General features: G+C 40.2%; 19 protein-coding genes and 1 pseudogene. 9 read left to right on the top strand and 11 right to left on the bottom strand.

Going from position 1 to position 24,580, the window contains the following annotated elements; all coding sequences use genetic code 11:
* Nucleotides 1-180: 180 nt before the first annotated feature.
* The 5 genes from H7O61_RS07495 to hopE form a co-directional block, all read right to left on the bottom strand.
* Nucleotides 181-1,083, bottom strand: a complete 903-nt coding sequence (locus H7O61_RS07495) for an SAM hydrolase/SAM-dependent halogenase family protein (RefSeq protein ID WP_079355152.1) — start codon at nucleotides 1,081-1,083, stop codon at nucleotides 181-183.
* Between the two features lie 115 nt (nucleotides 1,084-1,198).
* Complete coding sequence (locus H7O61_RS08095; protein WP_331459600.1) at nucleotides 1,199-1,405, bottom strand: hypothetical protein; 207 nt, start codon at nucleotides 1,403-1,405, stop codon at nucleotides 1,199-1,201.
* A gap of 126 nt (nucleotides 1,406-1,531) precedes the next feature.
* Nucleotides 1,532-1,876, bottom strand: a complete 345-nt coding sequence (locus tag H7O61_RS07490) for a hypothetical protein (protein ID WP_000023770.1) — start codon at nucleotides 1,874-1,876, stop codon at nucleotides 1,532-1,534.
* A 19-nt stretch (nucleotides 1,877-1,895) separates the two neighbouring features.
* Nucleotides 1,896-2,822, bottom strand: coding sequence for a 16S rRNA (cytosine(1402)-N(4))-methyltransferase RsmH (gene rsmH / locus H7O61_RS07485; RefSeq protein WP_187875599.1), 927 nt, complete (start codon nucleotides 2,820-2,822; stop codon nucleotides 1,896-1,898).
* A gap of 171 nt (nucleotides 2,823-2,993) precedes the next feature.
* Complete coding sequence (gene hopE, locus H7O61_RS07480; protein ID WP_000395382.1) at nucleotides 2,994-3,815, bottom strand: Hop family outer membrane protein HopE; 822 nt, start codon at nucleotides 3,813-3,815, stop codon at nucleotides 2,994-2,996.
* A 164-nt stretch (nucleotides 3,816-3,979) separates the two neighbouring features.
* On the opposite strand from hopE, the gene uvrA reads away from it, so the two are divergent.
* On the top strand, nucleotides 3,980-6,805 hold the full coding sequence (uvrA, locus tag H7O61_RS07475; RefSeq protein ID WP_187875597.1) for an excinuclease ABC subunit UvrA: 2,826 nt from the start codon (nucleotides 3,980-3,982) through the stop codon (nucleotides 6,803-6,805).
* A 680-nt stretch (nucleotides 6,806-7,485) separates the two neighbouring features.
* On the opposite strand, the gene flgR is transcribed toward uvrA, so the two are convergent.
* From flgR to H7O61_RS07450, 5 genes are read right to left on the bottom strand one after another with little or no spacing between them, the layout of a single operon-like run.
* Nucleotides 7,486-8,631 carry a transcriptional activator FlgR gene (gene flgR / locus H7O61_RS07470; protein ID WP_156563793.1) on the bottom strand — a complete coding sequence of 382 codons (1,146 nt, stop codon included), beginning with the start codon at nucleotides 8,629-8,631 and terminating at the stop codon, nucleotides 7,486-7,488.
* A complete protein-coding gene (locus H7O61_RS07465) occupies nucleotides 8,628-9,101 on the bottom strand; it encodes a hypothetical protein (RefSeq protein ID WP_010882542.1) in 474 nt (157 codons plus the stop codon). The genes flgR and H7O61_RS07465 overlap by 4 nt, the downstream gene beginning before the upstream one ends.
* The gene (gene gyrA, locus H7O61_RS07460; RefSeq protein WP_187875595.1) at nucleotides 9,101-11,587 is read right to left on the bottom strand and encodes a DNA topoisomerase (ATP-hydrolyzing) subunit A; all 2,487 of its coding nucleotides are present in this window, start codon (nucleotides 11,585-11,587) and stop codon (nucleotides 9,101-9,103) included. The genes H7O61_RS07465 and gyrA overlap by 1 nt, the downstream gene beginning before the upstream one ends.
* 15 nt (nucleotides 11,588-11,602) lie before the next feature.
* The gene (locus H7O61_RS07455) at nucleotides 11,603-11,989 is read right to left on the bottom strand and encodes a diacylglycerol kinase (RefSeq protein ID WP_187875593.1); all 387 of its coding nucleotides are present in this window, start codon (nucleotides 11,987-11,989) and stop codon (nucleotides 11,603-11,605) included.
* On the bottom strand, nucleotides 11,982-12,926 hold the full coding sequence (locus tag H7O61_RS07450) for a hypothetical protein (protein WP_414736114.1): 945 nt from the start codon (nucleotides 12,924-12,926) through the stop codon (nucleotides 11,982-11,984). Before H7O61_RS07450 ends, H7O61_RS07455 begins: the two co-directional genes overlap by 8 nt.
* A 370-nt stretch (nucleotides 12,927-13,296) precedes the next feature.
* Between H7O61_RS07450 and H7O61_RS07445 the strand changes: the two genes are divergently transcribed.
* The 8 genes from H7O61_RS07445 to H7O61_RS07410 all read left to right on the top strand — a co-directional run bounded on the left by H7O61_RS07445 (nucleotide 13,297) and on the right by H7O61_RS07410 (nucleotide 23,534).
* Nucleotides 13,297-14,472, top strand: a complete 1,176-nt coding sequence (locus H7O61_RS07445) for an acetyl-CoA C-acetyltransferase (RefSeq protein ID WP_187875601.1) — start codon at nucleotides 13,297-13,299, stop codon at nucleotides 14,470-14,472.
* 10 nt (nucleotides 14,473-14,482) lie between these two features.
* On the top strand, nucleotides 14,483-15,181 hold the full coding sequence (locus H7O61_RS07440; RefSeq protein WP_001045182.1) for a CoA transferase subunit A: 699 nt from the start codon (nucleotides 14,483-14,485) through the stop codon (nucleotides 15,179-15,181).
* Entirely contained in the window at nucleotides 15,178-15,801 is a 624-nt protein-coding gene (locus H7O61_RS07435; protein WP_187875591.1) for a 3-oxoacid CoA-transferase subunit B, read from the top strand. Before H7O61_RS07440 ends, H7O61_RS07435 begins: the two co-directional genes overlap by 4 nt.
* A gap of 19 nt (nucleotides 15,802-15,820) precedes the next feature.
* Complete coding sequence (locus tag H7O61_RS07430; RefSeq protein ID WP_187875590.1) at nucleotides 15,821-17,185, top strand: TIGR00366 family protein; 1,365 nt, start codon at nucleotides 15,821-15,823, stop codon at nucleotides 17,183-17,185.
* A gap of 126 nt (nucleotides 17,186-17,311) precedes the next feature.
* A complete protein-coding gene (locus tag H7O61_RS07425) occupies nucleotides 17,312-18,313 on the top strand; it encodes a lipid A deacylase LpxR family protein (protein WP_187875589.1) in 1,002 nt (333 codons plus the stop codon).
* Nucleotides 18,314-18,559: 246 nt separating this feature from the next.
* The gene (locus H7O61_RS07420; protein WP_187875588.1) at nucleotides 18,560-20,701 is read left to right on the top strand and encodes a hydantoinase/oxoprolinase family protein; all 2,142 of its coding nucleotides are present in this window, start codon (nucleotides 18,560-18,562) and stop codon (nucleotides 20,699-20,701) included.
* An 11-nt stretch (nucleotides 20,702-20,712) separates the two neighbouring features.
* Nucleotides 20,713-23,010 (top strand): hydantoinase B/oxoprolinase family protein, encoded by a 2,298-nt coding sequence (locus H7O61_RS07415; protein WP_187875587.1) that lies wholly within the window; start codon nucleotides 20,713-20,715, stop codon nucleotides 23,008-23,010.
* A 23-nt stretch (nucleotides 23,011-23,033) separates the two neighbouring features.
* On the top strand, nucleotides 23,034-23,534 hold the full coding sequence (locus H7O61_RS07410; protein WP_001878627.1) for an acetone carboxylase subunit gamma: 501 nt from the start codon (nucleotides 23,034-23,036) through the stop codon (nucleotides 23,532-23,534).
* Between the two features lie 175 nt (nucleotides 23,535-23,709).
* Here H7O61_RS07410 and H7O61_RS07405 read toward each other — a convergent pair.
* Nucleotides 23,710-24,477: pseudogene (locus H7O61_RS07405) on the bottom strand (CfrBI family restriction endonuclease); the annotation flags it as partial.
* Between the last annotated feature and the right edge of the window lie 103 nt (nucleotides 24,478-24,580).

Raw genomic sequence — 24,580 nt, 5'->3', positions numbered from 1 at the left:
TTATTTTTTGAAATTTAAAGCTTTTATAAGGGATTGGTATTTCAAATTGAAACAAAATTTTAAAAACAAGCGTTTGTTTTAGGGCTAATTTAGCATTAATAAGGCTGTGTTAATCAAAGTTTGATAGGTAAAAATATCTAACCCCCCCTTATAACCCCCCTTAATTTTTTAAAAAGTGCCTTATTTAGCGCACTTCTTTATATCAATATTCCAGTCAGCACCAGATTTAATTTGATGTTTTTGCGCGAAATTATCCATATTCAACGCCACAGAAACATTCAACAAGCTGTTTAAATAAACTAACGGCTGGCCTTCTAAAACATCGCCAAAGCTCGCAACATACGGCATTTTCCCTTCGTATTGTTTCTTGGAATTTTTAAAAATAGTTACACACACTATATCGTTTCGTTTGATCCCTGCTTGATTGAGTAATTTATCGCTGATATTGCTCCAAACATTGCCATATTGAATATCCAAAATCGGGATATTGCCTTTCACTCCCCCTTTTGTGGCTTTCGCTTTTTGGTAAGGAATTTCAACGACTTTTGGGGGAAGCTCTGGCCCAACCTGCTCGAATGTGATCGCTCCAGAAGCCAAACGCGCCCCAGTGTAAGCATACACATCACGGCCATGGAAAGTATAGGATTTCTCAGAACCTTTCAAGCGGTTAGCTTTTTCATCAATTTCGCGCACGCTATCAATCCCCAAAGTTTGCGCCACTAAAGTCAGCGTGCCGTTATCTGGAGAGACAAAATACTGGCCGTTTTTAGTTTTCAATACCACCGATTTACGATTAGTGCCTACGCCCGGATCCACTACGCTCACAAATACCGAACCTTTTGGCCAATAACTAGCGGTCTGATACAAGCGGTAAGCACCTTCCCAAATGTTATACGGGGGGATTTCGTGCGTTAAATCAAAGATTTTAAGATTAGAATCAACGCTGAAAGCGACGCCTTTCATCGCCGAGACGGCCCCATCTTTTAGGCTAAAATCTGTTTGTAAAATCAAAGCGTTATCTGCATGAACAGACGATAACCCTATACATGCTGATAAAAACAACGCTGAAATCGTTTTTCTCATCTATATTTCCTTATCTGATGTTAGTGTTGTGTTATATACTGAATAACGAAAGCGAAGTGAATATTTTTTATGGTTGCTCCTTGATTAACTTTTATAGGCTTTTCTATTATACTATTTAAGAGGGGTTTTTCCTAAAAATCAAGGGTTTAAAGGGGTCTTTACATCTAAATTGAAACAAATTTTTAAAAACAAGTTTTTGTTTTAAGGTTAATTTAGCGTTAATTAGGCCATTCTTAATAAAAACTTGACACTCAAAACCTTTAACCCCCCTTAATTTTTCTAAAAAAGGGGTTTTAGTTGCTTTGTTTGATAGTAAAATCATGAACGCATAGGGGGATATTTTGCGCTTAATGCCCCCTAAGAGCGCTTTATAAGAGACCTTGCTTGACGAAAGCTCTTTTAAATTTAGTTTATATTTAGTTTAAAAAATGTTTTCTGGCATTTTTCATTAAAACGCAATATCGCCAATATTTTCACTATTCTCTATATAATATTTAAAACGCTCTTTTTCTAATTCGTTTTTTAGGATTTGTTGTTCTTCTAAAAGCAGGCGTTTTTGATCTTCTAGGGTGTTGATTTTACGGCTAATATAATAGATATTATTGCTTAAATAGATTTTAGGCGCTAACAGAGCTAAAAACGCGCCCCCAAAAACCAATACCCCTATTAAAGCCATTAAAGAAAGGCCGTGCGAATTTTCATTTGCAGTTCCAGCAAATAATTCTTTCTTTTCGTCCTCTTCTATGCGCACAAAGCGTTCTTTTTCATTTGAAGAATGGCTTTTTATACTCATGGCTCACTCATTGACTTGTTCATGGTTTGAATTGAAACACTCTCATTTTAGCGCTTCGTGAACGCCTGTTGTTTTTAATTTCTTCTGGGCTTGGAGTGATGGGCTTTTTGGTTAGAATTTCGCCTAAAGCGTGATTGTTAGAGCAAGTGCATTTGAAACTTAAAGGATCGCAAATGCAATTTTTAGCGTAATCTTTAAAGGCGTTTTTCACTAACGCGTCTTCTAAAGAATGGAAAGAAATCACGCACAAAATCGCTCCCTTAAGGTTTCTAGCGCATTGTAAAAACTCTTTTAACTCTTCTAATTCGCTATTGACTTCTATGCGAACGGCTTGAAACACCAAAGTCGCTGGATGGATTTTTTTATTTTTAGAAAGGGAGCTTAAAAAATCGCTCAAATCCTTAGCGTCTTTAAAGGGTTTTTTAGCGCGCCTTTCTGCAATTTTGTGGGCGATTTTTTTGTATTCTTTGATTTCGCCATAGTCTTTAAAGATTTTTTCTAACGCCACTACAGGATAAGAGTTGATGACCTTTTGAGCGTTCAAATCGCTTTCTAAATCCATGCGCATATCCAGAGCGTGCGAGTGGAAATTAAACCCTCTGTTATCATCATCAAGCTGCAAAGAGCTCACCCCTAAATCCACTAAAACCCCTTTAATCTCCTTATCATGCGTTTCTAGGGCTTCTTTAAAGCGTTTGGCAAACCCCCCACTTAAGAGATTATAACGCCCTTCAAAGGCTTTCAATCGTTCTTTAGCGATTTCTTGAGCGAACTTATCTTTATCAATGCCAATGAGTTTCAGGTGCGGTTTTTGGGATAGAATCGCTTTAGAATGCCCCCCTAACCCTAAAGTGCAATCAATCAAAATCCCTTCTTCTAAAGGCGTGAACGCTTGCAAGACTTCTTGTAACAAAACGCTTTGGTGCAGATTTTCTATTTCTTGCAAACAATCCCCTTAAAACCCTTAGATGAATTTTCCAAATGCCTACTCAATGGTATTGGTTTTGTTGGTTACGCTCAAAAGTTTTTTTAATTGATCTTAGCTTTTTAAGGTGTGAAAACTCAAACTAAAACCCTTTTCATAAAGACTAAAAAGGGCTTAAAGATACCCTTTTATTTAAAAAGTGTAGTTATACCCCAAATAAAGCGAATAATCCCGTTTCAAATGGTAATAAAGATTAGTAGCGTTAGGACCCGCGCTCAAAAACTTGTTGATGAGTAGCGGCACTCTCACGCCAAACTCTACGCCATTATGCTTGTAGATATTGGCTCTCACCCCAAAATTCAACCATACCTGAAAAGCGACGGTTGAAGTGTTGGTGCTATAAGGAGCGTTAGGGTTACAATAAGTAGGGGTACAAACATCAGGACCTTTGGCTTCAATGATTTGCTCTTTCCAATAGTTTGCTGCGGAGCTTTTCCAAGTGTTACCGCCGATAGCGACCCCACCAAAAATACCAAAAGAAGCGTTGTCTTTATCAATAATATCAGCTAACAAATCGCTCCCCACACCCCAAGAGACCATATCCAACTGGATTTTATTAGGTGCATAAACTTGCTTGCCTAAATCGGCATGCCCATAATCAAAAAGCCCATACACTCTAAAACCAAACCACTTGCTCGTCATATCTAGCGACTTGAATTGGAAGAATTTCTTATAACCCACATTCAACCCAAAACCATTCAAAGCCCCATTAGCGTATTTGGAGTGCCAATTGATATTGGTGCCTCCTGGGTTATGCTTATTAGCGGTAAGACCTGGGGGGCAACCTACAACGCTCCCTGTGCAATCCCCTGTATTATAAATATTGCTATTCAAACGGGCCTGTCCAAGCTGATAATTAGTCCCTATATAAACACCATCACCTTCGGCTAACAACGAAGAGCTTAAAACTGCGGATAGAAGCCCTAAAGCTACAAACTTTTTCATAAATTCCATTCCTTTACATTCCTATCTTTAAAATTTTCTCATAGAATAATAGCATGTTTATCCTTAATCAAGCAAATATTTTTAACTCTTATGAATAAGAAATGATAATAAAACCATTCTTTTTTGAAGTATAATAGCTCCTTTTAATCCACTTTCTTATTTTAAGGAAACTCTTGCAACATAAAACCATTATGGATAAGATCATTATTCAAGGGGCTAGGGAAAACAATCTCAAAAATATCTTTTTAGAAATCCCTAAAAACCAGTTTGTTGTTTTTACCGGATTGAGCGGTTCGGGTAAATCCACTCTGGCGTTTGACACCTTATACGCTGAAGGCCAAAGGCGCTATTTAGAGAGTTTGTCTAGCTATGCGAGGCAATTTTTAGACAAAGTGGGTAAGCCTAATGTGGATAAGATTGAAGGCCTAACTCCTGCGATCGCTATTGATCAAAAAACCACTTCTAAAAACCCTAGATCCACTGTGGGGACGATCACTGAGATTTATGATTATTTAAGGTTGTTGTTTGCAAGGGTTGGGGAGCAATTTTGCCCCACATGTTTAGAGCCAATTAGTTCTATGAGCGCGAGCGATATTATTTCTCAAATCTGTCATTTAGAAGAAAATTCTAAAATCATTATTCTAGCCCCCATTATTAAAGATAAAAAAGGTTCGTTTAACGATAAATTAGAGAGTTTGCGTTTGAAGGGGTATGTGAGGGCTTTTGTTGATGGGGTGATGGTGCGATTAGATGAAGAAATCCATTTGCACAAAACCAAAAAACACACCATTGAAGCGGTGGTGGATAGGGTGGTTATCAATAGCGAAAATGCTTCACGGATCGCTAGCGCGGTAGAAAAAGCCCTTAAAGAAAGCTATGGGGAATTAGAAGTGGAAATCTTGCAAGACAACGCGCCAAGCATTAGGAAGCATTACAGCGAGCATAAGGCATGCTTTAAATGCAAGATGAGTTTTGAAGAATTAGAGCCTTTGAGTTTTTCCTTCAATTCGCCTAAAGGGGCGTGCGAAAGTTGCTTGGGTTTGGGGACAAAATTTAGCTTAGACATTAGTAAGATTTTAGATCCTAACACGCCTTTAAATCAAGGAGCGATTAAAGTCATTTTTGGGTATAACCGCAGTTATTACGCTCAAATGTTTGAAGGCTTTTGCGAGTATAATGGCATTGACAGTGCGCTTTGTTTTAATGAATTGAATAAAGAGCAACAGGACGCTCTTTTGTATGGGAATGGCACTGAAATCAGCTTTCATTTTAAAAATAGCCCCTTAAAACGCCCTTGGAAAGGCATTATCCAAATCGCTTATGACATGTTTAAAGAGCAAAAGGATCTGAGCGATTACATGAGCGAAAAAACCTGTTCTTCATGCAAGGGGCATCGTTTGAAAGCCTCCAGTCTGAGCGTCCAAGTCGCTGGCTTGAAAATGGCGGATTTTTTAACTAAGCCCATTGAAGAAGTCTATCATTTTTTTAATGATCCAACGCATTTTAGCTATCTTAACGAGCAAGAAAAAAAGATCGCTGAACCCATTTTAAAAGAGATTTTAGAAAGGGTGTTTTTTTTATACGATGTGGGGCTAGGGTATTTGACTTTGGGGAGGGATGCGCGAACGATTAGCGGAGGGGAGAGCCAAAGGATACGAATCGCTAGTCAAATCGGGAGTGGTTTGACAGGGGTTTTGTATGTTTTAGACGAGCCTAGCATTGGCTTGCATGAAAAGGATACGCTCAAACTCATCAACACCCTTAGGAATTTACAAAAAAAGGGGAACACGCTCATTGTCGTAGAGCATGATAAAGAGACGATTAAGCATGCGGATTTTGTTGTGGATATTGGGCCAAAGGCTGGAAGGCATGGGGGTGAAGTGGTTTTTAGCGGGAGCGTGAAAGAATTATTGCAAAATAACCATTCTACCGCCTTGTATCTCAACGGCACTAAAAAGATTGAGCGCCCCAAATTTGAACTCCCTAAAGAAAAGCATTTTTTAGAAATTAAAAATGTCAATATCAATAACATTAAGAATTTGAGCGTTCAAATCCCTTTAAAACAATTGGTGTGCATTACGGGGGTGAGCGGGAGCGGTAAAAGCTCGCTGATTTTACAAACCCTTTTACCCACCGCTCAAACCCTTTTAAACCATGCTAAAAAAATTCAAAGCTTGAATGGGGTGGAGATTGTAGGGTTGGAGCATTTGGATAAAGTGATTTATTTAGACCAAGCCCCCATAGGAAAAACCCCACGAAGCAACCCTGCCACTTATACAGGAGTAATGGATGAAATCAGGATTTTATTTGCCGAGCAAAAAGAAGCTAAAATTTTAGGCTATAGCGCGAGCCGTTTTAGCTTTAATGTTAAAGGGGGGCGGTGCGAGAAATGCCAAGGCGATGGGGATATTAAAATAGAAATGCACTTTTTGCCTGACGTGTTAGTCCAATGTGATAGCTGTAAGGGCGCTAAATACAACCCACAAACTTTAGAAATCAAGGTGAAAGGCAAATCCATTGCCGATGTGTTGAACATGAGCGTAGAAGAAGCCTATGAATTTTTTGCTAAATTCCCTAAAATCGCTGTGAAGTTAAAAACCCTTATAGATGTGGGCTTAGGCTATATCACTTTAGGGCAAAACGCTACGACTTTAAGCGGGGGGGAGGCTCAAAGGATCAAATTAGCTAAAGAATTGAGCAAAAAAGACACAGGCAAAACCCTTTATATTTTAGATGAGCCTACCACCGGTTTGCATTTTGAAGATGTGAATCACCTTTTACAAGTCTTGCATTCTTTGGTAGCGTTAGGCAATTCTATGATAGTGATTGAGCATAATTTAGACATCATCAAAAACGCTGACTACATTATAGACATGGGGCCTGATGGGGGGGATAAGGGCGGGAAAGTCATTGCGAGCGGCACGCCTTTAGAGGTGGCACAAAATTGCGAAAAAACCCAAAGCTACACGGGAAAATTTTTAGCTTTGGAATTGAAATAGCTTGCATTTGTTTGTAGAAACGATGTAGGGCTGAAAATAACAGACAGCTAAATTTAGATAAGCAGAGGCGCTATTGCGTCATGGTTTCAAAATTATAAGGCTAGCGGCAACAATAACCATTGATTATATAAATAAAAGCTAGCAAAGAAGCCATGCCTTTAAAATCCATTGCATGAGAGTTTGAAAAATGAGAAAATATTAAGGAAAATAGAGACCAAACCGACACTCCCTAACCATTACAGAGATGACATCAACTATAGCGTTTCAAACCTTTATAAAATAGCAAGAGTGAGCCACCGAGTCTCCTTATGGCTCAATTACAAGGGGTAGGTTTGGGAACCCCTAAACTCACCGAACCTAATCCTACACAAAAATTATTAATAAAAGGAGAGCCACGAAATTAAGAAAAATAGGGGCGAAAGCTAAATCATCATTAAGTGGTTAGCAATTATAGATTATCATAGAGAGAAGCATGCGATTTTTTCTACTCCGCAAGCCATTACAAAAGAAAAGGCATTTAATTCTTTAAACTCTCTTTTAGGCTAATCCTACTATAAATGAGTTTAGAACACAATAACCCGTACTAATAAAAATGGGGTTTTAGTTACTTTATTATAAAAACTTATTTTTAAGGAGAGGGTGTTTTGAAATAATTATCCCCTTTAAAACCTCCCAACTCCCTACCTTTCCAAAAACAAATCTTTCTCTTGGATTTCTGTTTCTTCGCTTAAAATCGCCGCTCTTTCCACGACGCCTAAAAGCTCTCGCACATTCCCATGCCAAGAGTATTCTAAAAGGCGTTTTGCGGCGTTTTTTGAAAAAGATTTTGACCCCAAATGATACGCCTCGCACACTTCTTTAAGCTTGATTTCAGCAATGGGCAAAATCTCTTCTACCCTCTCTCTTAAAGGCGCGATAGTTATAGGCACGATTTGCAAGCGGAAAAACAAATCTTCTCTAAATTCTTTTGAAGCGATTTTTTCTTTCATGTTGGCGTTGGTAGCGGAAATGAAACGAACATCAATTTTAACGCTTTTATTATCCCCAAGGCGCGTGATTTCTTTTTCTTGAACCACTCTTAAAAGTTTGCTTTGCAATTGAAGGGGCATTTCAGCGATTTCATCTAAAAAGATCGTGCCTTTATTCGCGCTTTCAAAAAGCCCCATTTTAGGCGCTGTGGCGTCCGTGAACGCCCCTTTTTGATACCCAAAAAGCTCGCTTTCTAATAAATGCTCTGGGATTGCGGACATGTTGATCGCTATAAAAGGGTGCTTGGATCGCTGAGAATGCTGGTGGATAAAATGAGCAAAAACTTCCTTACCTACCCCGCTTTCGCCTAATAGCATGACATTAGCGTCCGTGCTTGCGACTTTTAAGGCCTGTCGTTTGGTTTCTTCTAAAGCTTTTGAAGTGGCTAAAAAGCTGTGTTTGGGGGCTTTTTTTAAAGGTTTTTCTAGAGGGTGTTTTTTTTGAAATTCTAAAACTTTTTTGGTGCGGTAGATGGATTCTAAAAGCAATTCTGGTTTAAAAGGTTTTTGGAAAAAGTCTTTCACGCCCAAACGAATGGAATCAATGGCTTTATTCAAGGTCGCGTTACCGGTAATCACAATGGATTCATATTTGCCCTCTAAAAGGCGTAAAAATTCCAAGCCGTCCATATGGGGCATGTTAATATCCGTGATGACTAAATCAAAGCTCTCATCAAGTTTCGCTAGCGCGTCTTTAGGGTTTTTAAAACTCACAATTTCTAAATCGTCTTGAAGCTCAAAAAAAAGCTCCAGACTTTTACGCATGTTAATATCATCTTCTACAATGGCGATTTTCATTCTTCTTCCTTTCTAAAAATATCTAAAGACAGCATATCTCCCTCTAAACTCGCTTTAACGCTTAAGGCTTTGAGGTTAAGAATGCTTGTGGTAGTGGTGCCGTTTTTATAGCTGTGATCATAATGCGTGATAGCGACTTGGCTTTTTAAAAGGCAGTCAATGACTCGCTCTTTTTCTTTTTTTAACGCTATTTCTAAAAGGAAGCGTTCTAGCTTTATTTGGAGCAAGGGGTTTTTCAAATCGGGCAAGTTGCGAGTGATGATAGAGCAATGATAGTCTAAAACATAGGGGGCTGTTTTGATGCGGCTAACGATAGGCTTAGAGACAGAATACTCTTCGCCCATTACTCTAGAATCAACGATTTTCAAGCGGTACGAAATTAAAAATTCTTGTTCTTCTAGGGGGCTAAGGGCATGCAAAGAAACCCCTAAAAAATAAAATAAAAAATAACAGAATGAAAAGAAACGCATCACTCAAACAAATTTTGCGCCGAAGAGGTTTCTAAATTTTCTGGCTCTTCTTCTTTAGGGCAAGAATTGACATACACGACTTTATCAGCGGTGTTTATGAGTTTTACCCCACTGGCATTTCTTCCGGTTTCTCTAATATCTTTAATGGAAACTCTGATCATTTTCGCGCTCGCAGTAAGGATCATCAAATCCAGGTTCTCATCATCCACGCTGATAACGCCCACTAGATTGCCGGTTTTTTGAGTGATCTTCATGCCAATGACCCCCTTACCTCCACGAGATTGCTCCCTATACGCTTCGGCTAGAGTTTGCTTGCCAAGCCCGTTCTCGCTCACGCTCAAAAGCTTGTTGCTGTCATCGCTAATGACGACCGCGCCGACAACAAAATCATTTTCATTCAGTCTAATACCCATAACCCCACGAGTAGTTCTTCCTATTTCGCGCACGTCTTCTAAAGGGAATTTAATGAACATGCCCAAATAAGATGCGATGAGCAAATGCTTAGCGTTTTTATCCACAACTTTTGCACCCACTAATTCATCGCCTTCATCCAAAACAATCGCTCTGATACCGCTATAACTCCTATTACCGCCAAATTCGCTCAAATTGGTGCGCTTCACCACGCCATTTTTCGTGAAGAAAGCTAAAGAGCGTTCATCGCTAAAATCTTTAGTGCTTAGGGTTGCCATGATTTTTTCATCCGGAGCGAGCGAAATTAAATTCACAATCGCTTTACCCATAGCGATCCGGCTCGCTTCTGGGATTTTATAGACTTTCAAATGATACAACTGCCCCTTATTGGTGATAAAGAGCAAAATATCATGCGTGTTAGCCACAAAAAAGTTTTCAATGAAATCGTCTTCATAAGTGCTGCCTGAAAGCTTGCCTTTACCGCCACGATTTTGCCTTTCATAGGCTTTTAAATCCACTCTTTTCACATAGCCTTTATAGCTCATGCTCACTACCATAGGCTCATTAGCGATCAAATCTTCTGTGTCAATGCTTTCATAAGATTCTTGAATTTCAGTACGCCTTGGAGAAGAAAATTGCTCTTTGACTTCTAAAAGCTCGGTTTTGACGACTTCATTCAAGCGATCTTCGCTCTTTAAAATACCATTGAGATCATCAATAAGCTCTAATAAGTTTTGGTATTCTTCTTTGATCTTATCCCTTTCAAGACCTGTCAAGCGTTGCAAACGCATTTCTAAAATGGCTTTGCTTTGGATCTCGCTCAAACTAAAACGCTCCATTAAGGCATTTTTAGCTGTTTCTGGGCTTGGGCTTGTTTTAATGAGTTGCACGATTTCATCAATATTGTCCAAGGCGATCAAATAGCCCTCTAAAACATGCGCTCTGGCCTTAGCCTTTTCTAATTCAAAAATCGTGCGTCTTATAATAATGGTTTTTCTATGGTTTAAGAAAAGGCGCAACAACTCTAAAAGCGTGAAAATCTTAGGCTCTTTATTGTAAATAGCGAGTAAAATGATGCTAAAAGTGGTCTCCATGGTGGTGAGTTTGTAAAGGTGGTTTAAGACAATTTCACTCATCGCGTCTCTTTTTAATTCAATCACCACTCTAATGCCCTCTCTATCGCTCTCATCGCGCACTTCGCTAATGCCTTCAATTTGTTTTTCTCGCGCTAAATCGCTGATTTGTTCCACTAATTTGGCTTTATTGGTTTGAAAAGGCATTTCATCTAAAACGATGATTTCTTTATTTTTTGTTTTTTCCACATGCACTTTAGCCCGCACTTTCACGCGCCCTCGCCCCGTTTTATAGGCTTCAATAATCCCTGCTTTACCATAAATGATCCCACCGGTGGGAAAATCAGGCCCTTTGACAAATTCCAAAATTTCATCTAATTCAGCGTTAGGGTTTTCTAAGACATGCACTAAAGCGTCTATGATTTCATCAATTCTGTGGGGGGGGATAGAAGTCGCCATCCCTACGGCAATCCCATTAGCCCCATTGACTAAAAGGTTAGGCAGACGGCTTGGTAAAATATCTGGCTCTTTTAAGGTGTCATCGTAATTAGGCACAAAATCAATGGTGTCTTTATCAATATCCCTTAAAATTTCTTCACTCGCCTTGGTCATTCTGGCTTCAGTGTAACGCATCGCTGCAGCGTTATCGCCATCAATAGAGCCAAAGTTGCCCTGCCCATCCACTAATTCCAAGCGCATAGAAAAATCTTGCGCCATTCTCACTAACGCATCATAAACTGCGGTGTCGCCATGGGGGTGGTATTTACCAATCACATCACCCACGATCCTAGCGCTTTTTTTATAAGCGACTTTGGAAGTAAGGCCTAATTCATGCATCGCATACAAAATACGCCTATGCACAGGCTTTAAGCCGTCTCTAGCATCCGGTAAAGCGCGCCCTATGATCACGCTCATGGAATAAGCCAAATAGCTCTCTTCAATAGAAGAATCAATCCCCACTTCTACAATATTTTTTGTTTCATTAACTAAATGATCTTGCATGTGTCTCCCTAAAATTTAATTAAAATAAAGCGTTAAAAGGTAACGCCCCCAAATCAAAGCCCAAAAAATAAGCCCTATCAGTTGGGCCGAGCTGGCCATGTCTTTAGCTTTTTTGGCTAAAGGGTGGAACTCGGTGCCAGTAAAATCCACAGCCTTTTCAATAGAGCTATTGATGAGTTCAACCACCACCGATAAAAAGCAAGGCAAGATCAATAGCCCCCATTCTAAAAAATCTTTAGTCAGATAGCTCGCTAGAACGATGCAAAAAAGAGCCAAGATAATAATTTGCCTGAACGCGCTCTCTTCAGCCCATGCGCATTTAAGCCCGTCTTTAGAATAAAAAAGGGCTTTAAAAAGGCGTTTAAACCCTTTAGCTTTGGGGGGGACTTTGAAATCACTCATGGCTTATTTTGTAGGATTGAAAGAAATTCACGCTAAGGCTTTCTAACAAGGCGTTAAAAGTCAGCTTGGCGTTGTCTTTAGCTTGGGCGTTAAGAGTGATTTGGGATCGTTTGTCTTTAGCCATAGAAACAAAGGCTTGCAACAATCCTTTAAAATTTTGTTGGAGCGCGCTATCGTCTTTAAAATGGGATTGGAACAAAGCCATAAAATAGTTTTCTAAAGAAGCTAACGCGCTTTCATAAGAGACGCTAGGGGTTTGAGATCGCAAACTAAAATAAGGGGAAAAAAAGCCCAAACTCTCTTTATTTTGTTGATAAAAGGACTCTAAAACATTTTTAAAATGGTGCGCTTGGATAGAAACGCTCAACTTTGGCGCTAAAAAACGCAGTTTGTCTTGCAACTCTTCTATGGCTTTAGCGTCTTTAGAACTCAAGGTTTTAAAAATATTTTTAAGGGATAGATTTTCTTGCGCCTCCATTAAACCCTCTTGAAAAAAAGTGTAAGCAAGGATATTCTCTGCATTGGTCAAATCGCATTTTAAGTTGTCGTTTAAGGTTTTTTCATCTATGGCGTTGAATGTTAAAGAGCAATTCAAGCGCGTGGGTTTGAATTTTTCCAATAAGGCATTCAAGTTTTTTAAGGGGATTTGGCTGATTTTTTGCTGAATGGATTGTTCTAAAATAGGGGATTGGATTTGAGAATGGACAGAAAGGATAAGAGAGCTTTTATCTAAAGAATGGAGCTTGATACTCAAATTTTTAAAATCCATAATAGGGGAGTTTTGAGAGTCTAAAAAACGAAGCTCTTTAGAAACGCATGCGATTTTAAAAAACCCTTCGCATTTAAAAGGAACTCCTACAATCCCCATGCCATTGATATTTGGGCGTTGCTCTAAATAAGCGTTAAGATAAGCGGTTAAAGATTTTTTAACTGACATGCTAGTGAAGAAGATAAACACCCCTAAAAGCACGCAAATTAAAGCCCCGATAACCACCATCCAAGACATGAATTTTTTAGTCAAAAACACCCTTTATTGAAAGCATAATGTCCCTAATTGTAGCATAATCGCGCTTAAAATTAAAGAGCGCTTGAGTGAATGCCCCCCTATATTCCTAATATTATATTAATAGAATAGACGATAAAGAATCGTGCGACAATCATTAAACGCTAAAATAATATTTTTGTGAAAAAAATAAACGGATCGCCCTCAATCCAAAACAAAATCTAAAACAAAATCAAACCTATTAGGATGCCCATTATCTAAAAGTGATACCATGATTTGGATAAATCAACTTAAAGGCAAAGACATGAATGAAGTGGTTGTAGTGGCGGCAAAGCGTAGTGCTGTGGGGAGTTTTTTAGGCTCTCTAAAGAGCGTGGGTGCTAGAGAAATGGGTGTTAGCGTGCTTAAAGACGCTTTGAATGCGAGCTCTCTTAAGCCTAGCGATGTGGATTCTGTCATTTTAGGCAATGTTTTAGGCTCTGGTTTGGGTCAAAATATCGCCAGACAGATCCAACTAGACGCTGGTATCCCTAATGACAGAAACGCTTTTAGCGTCAATATGGTTTGCGGATCGTCTATGAAAGCTATCCAGTTAGCGCATGACAGCATTGCGCTTGGGTGCGATGAAGTGGTGGTGTGCGGTGGCGTGGAAAACATGAGCGCAGCGCCTTATCTGTCGTTTGACATGCGAGACGGGAAAAGAATGGGGAATGCGAACATGATAGATTCCATGATACATGATGGATTGTGGGATGCGTTCAATGATTACCACATGGGGATCACTGCTGATAATGTCGCTCAAGCATACCACATAAGCCGAGAAGATCAAGACGCATTCGCGCTCCAGTCGCAACTCAAAGCGAGAGCCGCCATCAATGCAGGGAAATTCCAAGAAGAAATCACGCCTATTGAAATAGCGAATAAAAAAGGCGTGGTGGTTTTTAAAGAAGACGAATACCCTAGAGACACGACACTAGAATCCCTTGCAAAGCTCAAACCCGCCTTTAAAAAAGACGGATCGGTAACGGCAGGGAATTCATCAGGGATCAATGATGGCGCGAGTATTATCATTTTATGCAGTGCTAAAAAAGCGCAAAAATTGGGGTTAAAACCCATGGCCACTATCAAGGGGTTTGGTTTGGGTGGTTGCAGTCCGGATATTATGGGCATATGCCCAAGCATCGCTATTAAAAACAATCTTAAAAATGTCAAAATGAATCTCAACGACATCAATCTTTTTGAACTCAATGAAGCCTTTGCCGCGCAAAGCATCGCCGTGTTAAAAGAACTTGAATTAAACCCCAATATCGTGAACGTGAATGGAGGCGCGATAGCGATTGGCCACCCTATTGGTGCGAGCGGCGCTAGGATATTAGTCACTTTATTGCATGAAATGAAAAGAAGCGGGCATGGTGTGGGTTGCGCGTCATTGTGCGTGGGTGGCGGTCAAGGGCTATCAGTAGTAGTTGAACAAAAATAAGGAGAATGAGATGAACAAGGTTATAACCGATTTAGACAAAGCGTTGAGCGGGTTAAAAGATGGGGATACTATTTTAGTGGGCGGTTTTGGGCTGTGCGGGATACCCGAATACGCCATTGATTACATTTATAAGAAAGGCATTAAGGATTTGATTGTCGTGAGCAATAATTGCGGCGTTGATGACTTTGGGTTGGGTATTCTTTTGGAAAAAAAGCAGATTAAAAAGATTATCGCTTCGTATGTGGGGGAGAATAAGATTTTTGAATCGCAAATGCTGAATGGAGAAATTGAAGTCGTTTTGACACCGCAAGGCACGCTGGCTGAAAACTTGCGCGCTGGAGGGGCTGGGATACCCGCTTATTACACCCCAACAGGGGTTGGGACTTTAATCGCTCAAGGCAAGGAATCAAGGGAGTTTAACGGCAAGGAGTATATTTTAGAAAGAGCCATAACGGGCGATTATGGGCTTATTAAAGCCTACAAAAGCGATACTTTAGGGAATTTGGTATTTAGAAAAACGGCTAGAAATTTCAACCCCTTGTGCGCGATGGCGTCAAAAATATGCGTCGCTGAAGTGGAAGAAATTGTCCCGGCCGGGGAATTAGACCCAGATGAAATACACTTGCCAGGAATCTATGTGCAACACATCTATAAGGGCGAGAAATTTGAAAAACGGATAGAAAAAACCACCACAAGGAGCGCGAAATGAGAGAGGCTATCATTAAACGAGCGGCAAAGGAATTGAAAGATGGCATGTATGTGAATTTAGGGATAGGCTTGCCCACGCTTGTGGCTAATGAAGTGAGCGGGATGAATATCGTTTTCCAAAGCGAGAACGGGCTATTAGGGATTGGCGCTTACCCTTTAGAGGGGAGCGTTGATGCGGATCTTATCAACGCAGGAAAGGAAACCATAACCGTGGTGCCGGGCGCTTCGTTTTTCAACAGCGCGGATTCGTTTGCGATGATTCGTGGGGGGCATATTGATTTAGCGATCTTAGGAGGGATGGAAGTCTCACAAAATGGGGATTTGGCTAATTGGATGATCCCTAAAAAGCTCATAAAGGGCATGGGAGGGGCTATGGATTTGGTGCATGGCGCCAAAAAAGTGATTGTCATCATGGAGCATTGCAACAAATACGGGGAGTCTAAAGTGAAAAAGGAATGCTCATTGCCCTTAACAGGAAAAGGCGTGGTGCATCAATTGATAACGGATTTAGCGGTGTTTGAGTTTTCCAATAACGCCATGAAATTAGTGGAATTGCAAGAGGGAGTCAGCCTTGATCAAGTGAAAGAAAAAACAGAAGCTGAATTTGAAGTGCGCTTATAGCTTGTAAAAGGGGGTGTTTATGTTTTTATTAAGGCATTTGACTTCAGCGTGCGTGTTTTTGGCGTCTAAATGTTTGCCGGACTCCTTTGTCTTGGTCGCTCTTTTATCGTTTGTCGTGTTTGTTCTTGTTTATTGTTTGACAGGACAGGACGCTTCATCTGTCATTTCTAGTTGGGGGAATGGTGCTTGGACGCTTTTAGGTTTTTCTATGCAAATGGCTCTTATTTTGGTGCTGGGTCAGGCTCTAGCTAGCACTCAATTAGTCCAAAAACTTTTAAAATACTTGGCGTCTTTACCTAAAGGGTATTATACCGCTTTATGGTTGGTTACTTTTTTATCGTTAATCGCTAATTGGATCAACTGGGGTTTTGGCTTGGTGATTAGCGCGATTTTTGCAAAAGAGATCGCTAAAAATGTTAAAGGGGTGGATTATAGGTTGCTCATTGCTAGTGCTTATTCGGGTTTTGTCATCTGGCATGGGGGTTTATCAGGCTCTATCCCTTTAAGCGTTGCCACCCAAAATGAAAGTCTATCCAAAATAAGCGCTGGGGTGATTGAAAAAGCTATCCCTATCAGTCAGACGATTTTTTCTTCTTATAATTTGATCATTATAGGGATCATTCTTATAGGGTTACCCTTTTTAATGGCAATGATCCACCCTAGAAAAGAGGAAATCGTTGAGATTGATTCAAAGCTTTTAAAAGACGAATACAAAGAAACAGAACTCATTAACCACCAACAAGATAAAACGATCGCGCATTTTTTAGAAAACAGCGCTTTGCTTTCTTATCTTTTGGTTTTTTTGGGTTTTGGGTATTTGGGTATTTATTTTTTTAAAGGGGGAGGGATTAGTTTAAACATTGTCAATACGATTTTCCTTTTTTTAGGGATTTTGCTCCATAAAACCCCTTTAGCTTATGTGAAAGCGATCAATCATTCCGCTAGGAGCGTGGCTGGGATTTTACTCCAATTCCCTTTTTACGCTGGGATTATGGGGATGATGGCAAGCCATAGCGTGGGAGGTCATTCTTTAGCGCAAATGCTTTCTTTAGCCTTCACGCACATCGCTAATGAAAAAACTTTCGCGCTCATGACTTTTTTGAGTGCGGGGATTGTCAATATTTTCATCCCGTCTGGCGGAGGGCAATGGGCGATTCAAGCTCCTATCATGCTCCCGGCAGGGCAAAGCTTGGGGGTGGATCCGGGAGTGGTTTCTATGGCTATCGCTTGGGGAGACGCTTGGACGAATATGATACAGCCTTTTTGGGCTTTGCCCGCTTTAGCCATTGCGGGTTTGGGCGCTAAAGATATTATGGGCTATTGCGTTTTGACTTTAATTTTTGTAGGCTTAGTCGTGTGTGGGGTGTTTTATTTTTTAGTGTGAGTTTTTTATGCCTAAAACCACGCTCTTTTCAATGGGGTAAAGTTTTCTCTTTTTACCCCTTAAACGCTCTTGTAATTAAGCCTTATTTCGTTACAATAACCCCATAATAACCTAAGAGGAAGTGTTTTGTTTTTCAAATTTATTTTATGTTTATTATTAGGAATGTTTGCATGGGCAAAAGAGGATATTCTTACCCCATTAACGCCCTCTAAACGCTATTCTATCAATTTGATGACTGAAAATGATGGTTATATCAATCCTTACATTGATGAGTATTATACCGCAGGCAATCAAATAGGCTTTTCTACTAAAGAGTTTGATTTTTCTAAAAATAAAGCGATGAAATGGACTTCGTATTTAGGGTTTTTCAATAAAAGCCCTAGGGTTACTCGTTTTGGTATTTCTCTCGCCCAAGACATGTATACCCCCTCACTTAAAAACAGAAAACTGGTGCATTTGCATGACAACCACCCTTATGGGGGGTATTTGAGAGTGAATTTGAATGTGTATAACCGCCATCAAACTTTCATGGAATTATTCACGCTTTCTTTAGGCACGACAGGGCAAGATTCTTTGGCCGCTCAAACGCAGCGTCTCATTCATAAATGGGGCCATGACCCCCAATTTTATGGCTGGAACACGCAGCTCAAAAACGAATTTATCTTTGAATTGCACTACCAATTGCTCAAAAAAGTTCCCCTTTTAAAGACTCGTTTTTTTTCTATGGAGTTAATGCCTGGGTTTAATGTGGAATTGGGTAATGCGAGAGATTATTTCCAACTCGGCTCGCTCTTTAGGGCTGGGTATAACTTGGACGCTGATTATGGTGTCAATAAGGTCAATACCGCTTTTGATGGGGGCATGCCTTATAGCGATAAATTTTCCATCTATTTTTTTGCAGGGGCTTTTGGGCGCTTCCAACCTCTTAACATCTTCATTCAAGGCAATAGCCCTGAAACTAGGGGCATTGCTAATTTGGAATACTTTGTTTATGCCAGTGAAATAGGAGCGGCTATGATGTGGCGTAGCTTTAGGGTGGCTTTTACGATCACTGATATTAGTAAAACCTTTCAATCCCAGCCTAAGCACCACCAGATCGGCACATTAGAATTGAATTTCGCCTTTTGATTTAATATCAGTTTAATATTTTTCTTCCTATATGATATTTATATGATATTTTTGGGTAATTTAAGATGAATATCAGTAGCATTTTGAATGAATTTGTTACTACTTTTCACTTTATTACACCAAATTTTCCCTTATTACAAACAACTTTGAAATAAATGATTTCCATTTAAAAATCAGCCCTACAATTTGAATAGGTTACCTTGATGGGTTACCTCGAGCAACACTTTAATACAAGGAGTCTAAAAAATGAAAGACGCAAAAGTTCAGGTGATGGGTATTGATGCCGGTGGCACCATGACGGACACATTTTTTGTGAAAGAAAATGGCAGTTTCGTAGTTGGTAAAGCCCAAAGCAACCCAGAAGATGAGAGCCTAGCTATTTACAATAGCTCACAAGACGCTTTATCGCACTGGCAATCGGATGTGGATAAGGTTTATCCAGAGTTGATCACTTGCGTGTATTCAGGCACGGCGATGCTCAATCGGGTCGTCCAAAGGCGTGGGATGGAAGTGGGCCTAATTTGCAATAAGGGTTTTGAGCAAATGCATTCTATGGGCAGAGCGTTGCAATCCTACTTGGGGTATGCACTAGAAGAAAGGTTGCATATCAACACGCACAAGTATGATGATCCGCTGATTCCTTTAAAAAGGATTAGAGGCGTTACAGAAAGAACCGATGTCAAGGGGCAAGTGGTTATCCCAGTGCGCGAAGAAGAGGTTAAAGTCGCTGTTAAGGAGCTTTTAGACGCAGGTGCAAAGGCCATTGTGATTTGCTTGTTGCAATCTCATAAAAACGCTGAAAGCGAGCGGATCGTTAGAGATATAGCGTTAAAAGAGATTGAAAAATTGGGTAAAAATGTTCCTGTATTCGCTTCGGTGGATTACTACCCTCAAAGAAAAGAAAGCCACAGAATGAACACCACTATCTTAGAAGCTTATGCGGCTGAGCCAAGCAGGCAAACTCTCTCTAAAGTCAGTAACCGCTTCAAAGAGCATGGCGCTAAATTTGATCTTCGTGTGATGGCAACGCATGGAGGCACTATCAGTTGGAAAGCTAAAGAGCTTGCCAGAACGATCGTGAGCGGTCCTATTGGAGGCGTGATTGGATCTAAATTGCTAGGCGAAACGCTTGGTTATGACAATATTGCATGTAGCGATATTGGCGGCACGAGCTTTGATATGGCGCTTATCGTTAAGAGCAATTTCAACATCGCTTCTGACCCTGATATGGCGCGCCTTGTTTTATCTCTACCGCTTGTGGCTATGGATTCTGTTGGTGCAGGTGCGGGGAGTTTTGTGCGCATTGATCCACACAGCCGATCGGTCAAACTAGGGCCTGACAGCGCGGGGTATAGAGTTGGCACTTGTTGGAAAGACAGCGGATTAGACACGGTCTCAGTAACCGATTGCCATATTGTTTTAGGCTATTTGAACCCGGATAATTTCTTAGGCGGTTTGATTAAATTAGATGTGGATAGGGCTAAAAAACACATTAAAGAACAAATCGCTGATCCGCTAGGCATTAGCGTAGAAGATGCGGCTGCGGGTGTGATTGAGTTGCTTGATTTGGAGCTTAAAGAATACTTGCGATCCAACATTAGCGCTAAAGGGTATAGCCCGTCTGATTTTGTGTGCTTTTCATATGGTGGCGCGGGGCCTGTGCATACCTATGGCTATACAGAAGGATTAGGGTTTAAGGATGTGGTAGTGCCTGCGTGGGCGGCTGGATTTAGCGCTTTTGGTTGCGCTTGCGCTGATTTTGAATACAGATATGACAAGAGCGTGGATATTGCCATTCCGCAGTATTCTTCAGACAAGTCAAAAACAGACGCATGCAAAATCATTCAAGACGCATGGGATGAATTGACCCTTAAAGTGATTGAAGAGTTCAAGATCAATGGATTCTCTGAAAAAGATGTGATTTTAAGACCTGGATACAGGATGCAGTATATGGGGCAATTGAATGACTTAGAGATCACTTCTCCTGTATCAAAAGCTGCAAGCGTGGCTGATTGGGAAGAGATTGTCAAAGAATATGAAAAAACCTACGCTCGCGTTTATTCTGAATCAGCGTGTTCTCCAGAGCTTGGCTTTAGCGTGACCGGCGTGATCATGCGTGGTGTTGTAGCTACGCAAAAACCTGTGATTCCGGTTGAAAAAGAGCATGGCGCTACGCCCCCAAAAGAAGCCAAAATAGGCGTTAGAAAATTCTATCGGCATAAGCAATGGGTGGATGCAGATGTGTGGCAAATGGAAAAATTATTGCCTGGAAATGAAGTCATAGGGCCTGCGATCGTGGAATCAGATGCGACCACTTTCGTGATACCCAAAGGCTTTGCGACAAGACTAGACAAACACCGATTGTTCCACTTGAAAGAAATTAAATAAAGGAGTTCAAAATGGCAAATTTATTGAAAAACGGCAAAACTTTAAAACAAGCTAGAGATGAAATCCTAGCCAGAACAGAAAAAACAGGGCATTACAATGGTCTCAAAAAACTAGAGTTTAAAGAAAGAGATCCGATCGGTTATGAGAAAATGTTCTCTAAATTAAGAGGCGGTATCGTGCATGCCAGAGAAACAGCTAAAAGGATTGCGGCAAGCCCTATTGTTGAGCAAGAGGGAGAATTGTGCTTCACGCTTTATAACGCTGTGGGCGATAGCGTGCTGACTTCTACGGGTATCATTATCCATGTAGGGACTATGGGATCAGCTATCAAATACATGGTAGAGAATAATTGGGAAGATAACCCAGGCATCAATGATAAGGATATTTTCACCAATAACGACTGCGCGATTGGGAATGTGCACCCATGCGATATTATGACTCTTGTGCCTATTTTTCACGATGAAAAATTGATTGGGTGGGTAGGCGGTGTTACGCATGTGATTGATACCGGTTCGGTTACTCCAGGATCGATGAGCACTGGACAGGTTCAAAGATTTGGGGATGGATACATGATCACTTGCCGTAAGACAGGAGCGAATGATGAAAGCTTTAAAGATTGGTTGCATGAATCTCAAAGATCGGTTCGCACGCCTAAATATTGGATTCTAGATGAAAGGACTAGGATTGCAGGATGCCATATGATTAGGGATTTAGTGATGGAAGTCATTAAAGAAGACGGCATTGATTCTTACATGCAATTTATTGATGAAGTGATTGAAGAAGGGAGGAGAGGCCTTATCTCTAGGATCAAATCCATGACCATACCCGGCAAGTATAGAAAAGTCGCTTTTGTGGATGTACCTTATGCACATAAGGATATTGGTGTGTGCTCTGAATTTGCTAAGCTAGATACGATCATGCACTCTCCAGTGGAAATCACTATCAATAAAGACGCTACATGGAAATTAGATTTTGATGGCGCTTCCAGGTGGGGATGGCACTCTTTCAATTGCAACCAAGTATCCTTTACTAGCGGTATTTGGGTGATGATGACTCAAACGCTGATACCCACTTCTCGCATCAACGATGGCGCTTATTTTGCGACTCAATTCAGACTCAAAAAAGGGACTTGGATGAATCCAGATGACAGGCGCACCGGGCATGCTTATGCGTGGCATTTCTTGGTATCAGGCTGGAGCGCTTTGTGGAGAGGCTTGTCTCAAGCGTATTACAGCCGAGGGTATTTAGAAGAAGTCAATTCTGGAAACGCTAACACTTCTAACTGGTTGCAAGGCGGCGGTATCAATCAAGATGGGGAAATCCATGCGGTGAATAGCTTTGAGACGAGTTCTTGTGGGACTGGAGCTTGCGCGATAAAAGACGGCTTGAATCACGCAGCGGCTATTTGGAATCCAGAGGGCGATATGGGCGATATTGAAATCTGGGAAATGGCAGAACCTCTTCTCTATTTGGGTAGGAATGTCAAGGCCAATACCGGTGGGTATGGGAAATATCGAGGCGGTAACGGGTTTGAAACCTTAAGAATGGTGTGGGGCGCGCATGACTGGACCATGTTCTTTATGGGTAATGGCTACATGAATAGCGATTGGGGTATGATGGGTGGTTATCCAGCGGCCAGTGGTTATAGGTTTGAAGCGCATAACACCAACTTAGAAAATAGGATTAAAAATAACGCCAGTTTGCCTTTAGGGGGTGATTTCAACCCAACTGATCGAGGTTATGAAAAACACATTTCTCATGCGTCTCAAGTCAAAAGGGATAAGCAATGCATCACCACTGAGAACTGCTTTGATAATTACGACTTGTATTTGAATTACATCAAAGGCGGTCCTGGATTTGGCGATCCTATTGAAAGGGATTTGAACGCGATTTTAGAGGATCTAAACAGCAAACAGCTATTGCCAGAATACGCTTACAAGGTTTATGGCGCGATTGTGAGCCAGAATAAAGACGGCGTATGGGTGGGTGATGAAGCTAAAACGAAAGCCAAAAGAAAAGAAATTCTTGAAAACAGAAAGGCTAGATCCATCCCTGTAAAAGAATGGATGGAGCAAGAAAGAAACGCTATCCTTGAAAAAGAGGCTTCCAAACAGGTTAAGCACATGTATGCCACTAGCTTTGATTTATCGCCTAGGTTCTTGAATGAATTTAAGGCATTCTGGAACTTGCCAAAGAGCTGGAGCGTGAAAGAAGATGAGCTTGGCGTATTCACCTATGGATCTAAATATAGGATGGATTTGAGCAAATTGCCCGATGTACGCACGGTTGTGTTGGTTGATGAGAAATAAGACTTTTGTGAAGGAGAATGGTTATGTCAAAATACACACAAGAACAAATTAAAAATTTAGTAGAGGGGAACTTGGATTGGAACACTGTCTTAAAGATGCTGAGCATGCCTAAAGATCATGAGAGGTTTCAAATGTATTTGAAGGTGTTGCAAGATAAGGTGGATTTTGATGACAAAATCGTCTTACCCTTGGGGCCGCATTTGTTTGTGGTGCAAGATCCTCAAAAGAAATGGGTCGTTAAGTGTTCATGCGGTCATGCGTTCTGCGCTCCGGAAGAAAATTGGAAATTGCATGCAAACATCTATGTGCGCGATACAGCAGAAAAAATGGAAGAGGTGTATCCTAAACTCTTAGCCAGTGATACTAACTGGCAAGTGTATCGGGAGTATATTTGCCCGGATTGCGGCATCCTTTTGGATGTTGAAGCTCCGACTCCTTGGTATCCTGTGATCCATGATTTTGAGCCTGATATAGAGACATTCTATAAAGATTGGCTAGGCATACAGCCCCCAGAAAGACATTAAAATCGCTCAATCCTTTTTATGAAGAGGCTTTATGTCTCTTCTTATACCAAAAATTTGGGATAGGGGTTTGTTTTTAGCGATGTGTGTCTAGTAACTTAAGGCTCATTGAATGGATATTGGGTTGAATTAAAGGTAGTTTTCCTAAAACCCACAATATCTTAGATAGAACACAAATTTATCGTGCATGATTTATCAATGGTATATCCAAACGCTTACAGAGTTTTTTGAAATCTAATATAATATTTGAATTATTTTTTAGAGCTAAATAAACAATGTTTAAATGTTCAAGCTGTTGTTTATTTTGTTCGCTTAAGGTATAAGCTATAAAAATATCCGTATCTCTTGCAATGACCGCATCAGCACTTTCGGGATTGCCTTTACTCATTAATTTAACTTCTACCCTATAAACTTTACTCCTATCCTTATTATAAAGTTTAAAATCTACTTCTCTATCATACTCCAATTTTTTATCTTTTTTAAAATTAGTTGCGTCAATATGACTTTCTGAAATACCGCAACGCTTGCACAATTCTAACATTAAAGGCTTTTCAATTCTTTTACCTATCATAGAATATGCGCTTCCCCTTAAAGCAATTTTCTTGGTTGCTAACGCATTAATAACAAGCAAGCTTTCTTTTAAATCTAAATTAACACTAATATCTTTATAGGTAATTTTAATATTGACACCTAAATCTGTCATGTTGTCGTTTTCTAAATTCTGCAATATTTCATATAGATATTTTAAATTATTTTGTGCAATATCTAAAACAACTTCTTTAGTAGAAGCCCCATAAGTATTAGTTTTGATATTGGTTCCACACAAAATGGCTATATCTTTTGGATCTTTATTATCCATAACATACTGCTGATACCAACTAAAATCTATAGATTTATCATGCATTTTTACATAAACAATATCTTTAAAACCACCCAAGCAGAAATCCCAAATATCTTTAGTGTTTGGGATGAATGCTTTAGTTCCGCTAGGAACTATATAAAAACCTTAAGTGAAACTAACCTTGATTTTCTATATACGCCTTGATAGT

The organism is Helicobacter pylori (assembly GCF_014496965.1).
GTDB classification, from domain to species: Bacteria; Campylobacterota; Campylobacteria; order Campylobacterales; family Helicobacteraceae; genus Helicobacter; species Helicobacter pylori_CZ.
Note: the sequence above shows the minus strand (reverse complement) of the source record. Positions and strands in the feature narration are given on the sequence as shown.

Bases quoted from the DNA above. Each gene is read 5' to 3' on its own strand.
- H7O61_RS07495 (WP_079355152.1), bottom strand. From the start codon at position 1,083: ATGAGAAAAACGATTTCAGCGTTGTTTTTATCAGCATGTATAGGGTTA.
- H7O61_RS08095 (WP_331459600.1), bottom strand. From the start codon at position 1,405: ATGATTTTACTATCAAACAAAGCAACTAAAACCCCTTTTTTAGAAAAA.
- H7O61_RS07490 (WP_000023770.1), bottom strand. From the start codon at position 1,876: ATGAGTATAAAAAGCCATTCTTCAAATGAAAAAGAACGCTTTGTGCGC.
- hopE (WP_000395382.1), bottom strand. From the start codon at position 3,815: ATGGAATTTATGAAAAAGTTTGTAGCTTTAGGGCTTCTATCCGCAGTT.
- flgR (WP_156563793.1), bottom strand. From the start codon at position 8,631: ATGAAAATCGCCATTGTAGAAGATGATATTAACATGCGTAAAAGTCTG.
- H7O61_RS07465 (WP_010882542.1), bottom strand. From the start codon at position 9,101: ATGCGTTTCTTTTCATTCTGTTATTTTTTATTTTATTTTTTAGGGGTT.
- gyrA (WP_187875595.1), bottom strand. From the start codon at position 11,587: ATGCAAGATCATTTAGTTAATGAAACAAAAAATATTGTAGAAGTGGGG.
- H7O61_RS07455 (WP_187875593.1), bottom strand. From the start codon at position 11,989: ATGAGTGATTTCAAAGTCCCCCCCAAAGCTAAAGGGTTTAAACGCCTT.
- H7O61_RS07450 (WP_414736114.1), bottom strand. From the start codon at position 12,926: ATGTCAGTTAAAAAATCTTTAACCGCTTATCTTAACGCTTATTTAGAG.
- H7O61_RS07445 (WP_187875601.1), top strand. From the start codon at position 13,297: ATGAATGAAGTGGTTGTAGTGGCGGCAAAGCGTAGTGCTGTGGGGAGT.
- H7O61_RS07440 (WP_001045182.1), top strand. From the start codon at position 14,483: ATGAACAAGGTTATAACCGATTTAGACAAAGCGTTGAGCGGGTTAAAA.
- H7O61_RS07435 (WP_187875591.1), top strand. From the start codon at position 15,178: ATGAGAGAGGCTATCATTAAACGAGCGGCAAAGGAATTGAAAGATGGC.
- H7O61_RS07430 (WP_187875590.1), top strand. From the start codon at position 15,821: ATGTTTTTATTAAGGCATTTGACTTCAGCGTGCGTGTTTTTGGCGTCT.
- H7O61_RS07420 (WP_187875588.1), top strand. From the start codon at position 18,560: ATGAAAGACGCAAAAGTTCAGGTGATGGGTATTGATGCCGGTGGCACC.
- H7O61_RS07415 (WP_187875587.1), top strand. From the start codon at position 20,713: ATGGCAAATTTATTGAAAAACGGCAAAACTTTAAAACAAGCTAGAGAT.
- H7O61_RS07410 (WP_001878627.1), top strand. From the start codon at position 23,034: ATGTCAAAATACACACAAGAACAAATTAAAAATTTAGTAGAGGGGAAC.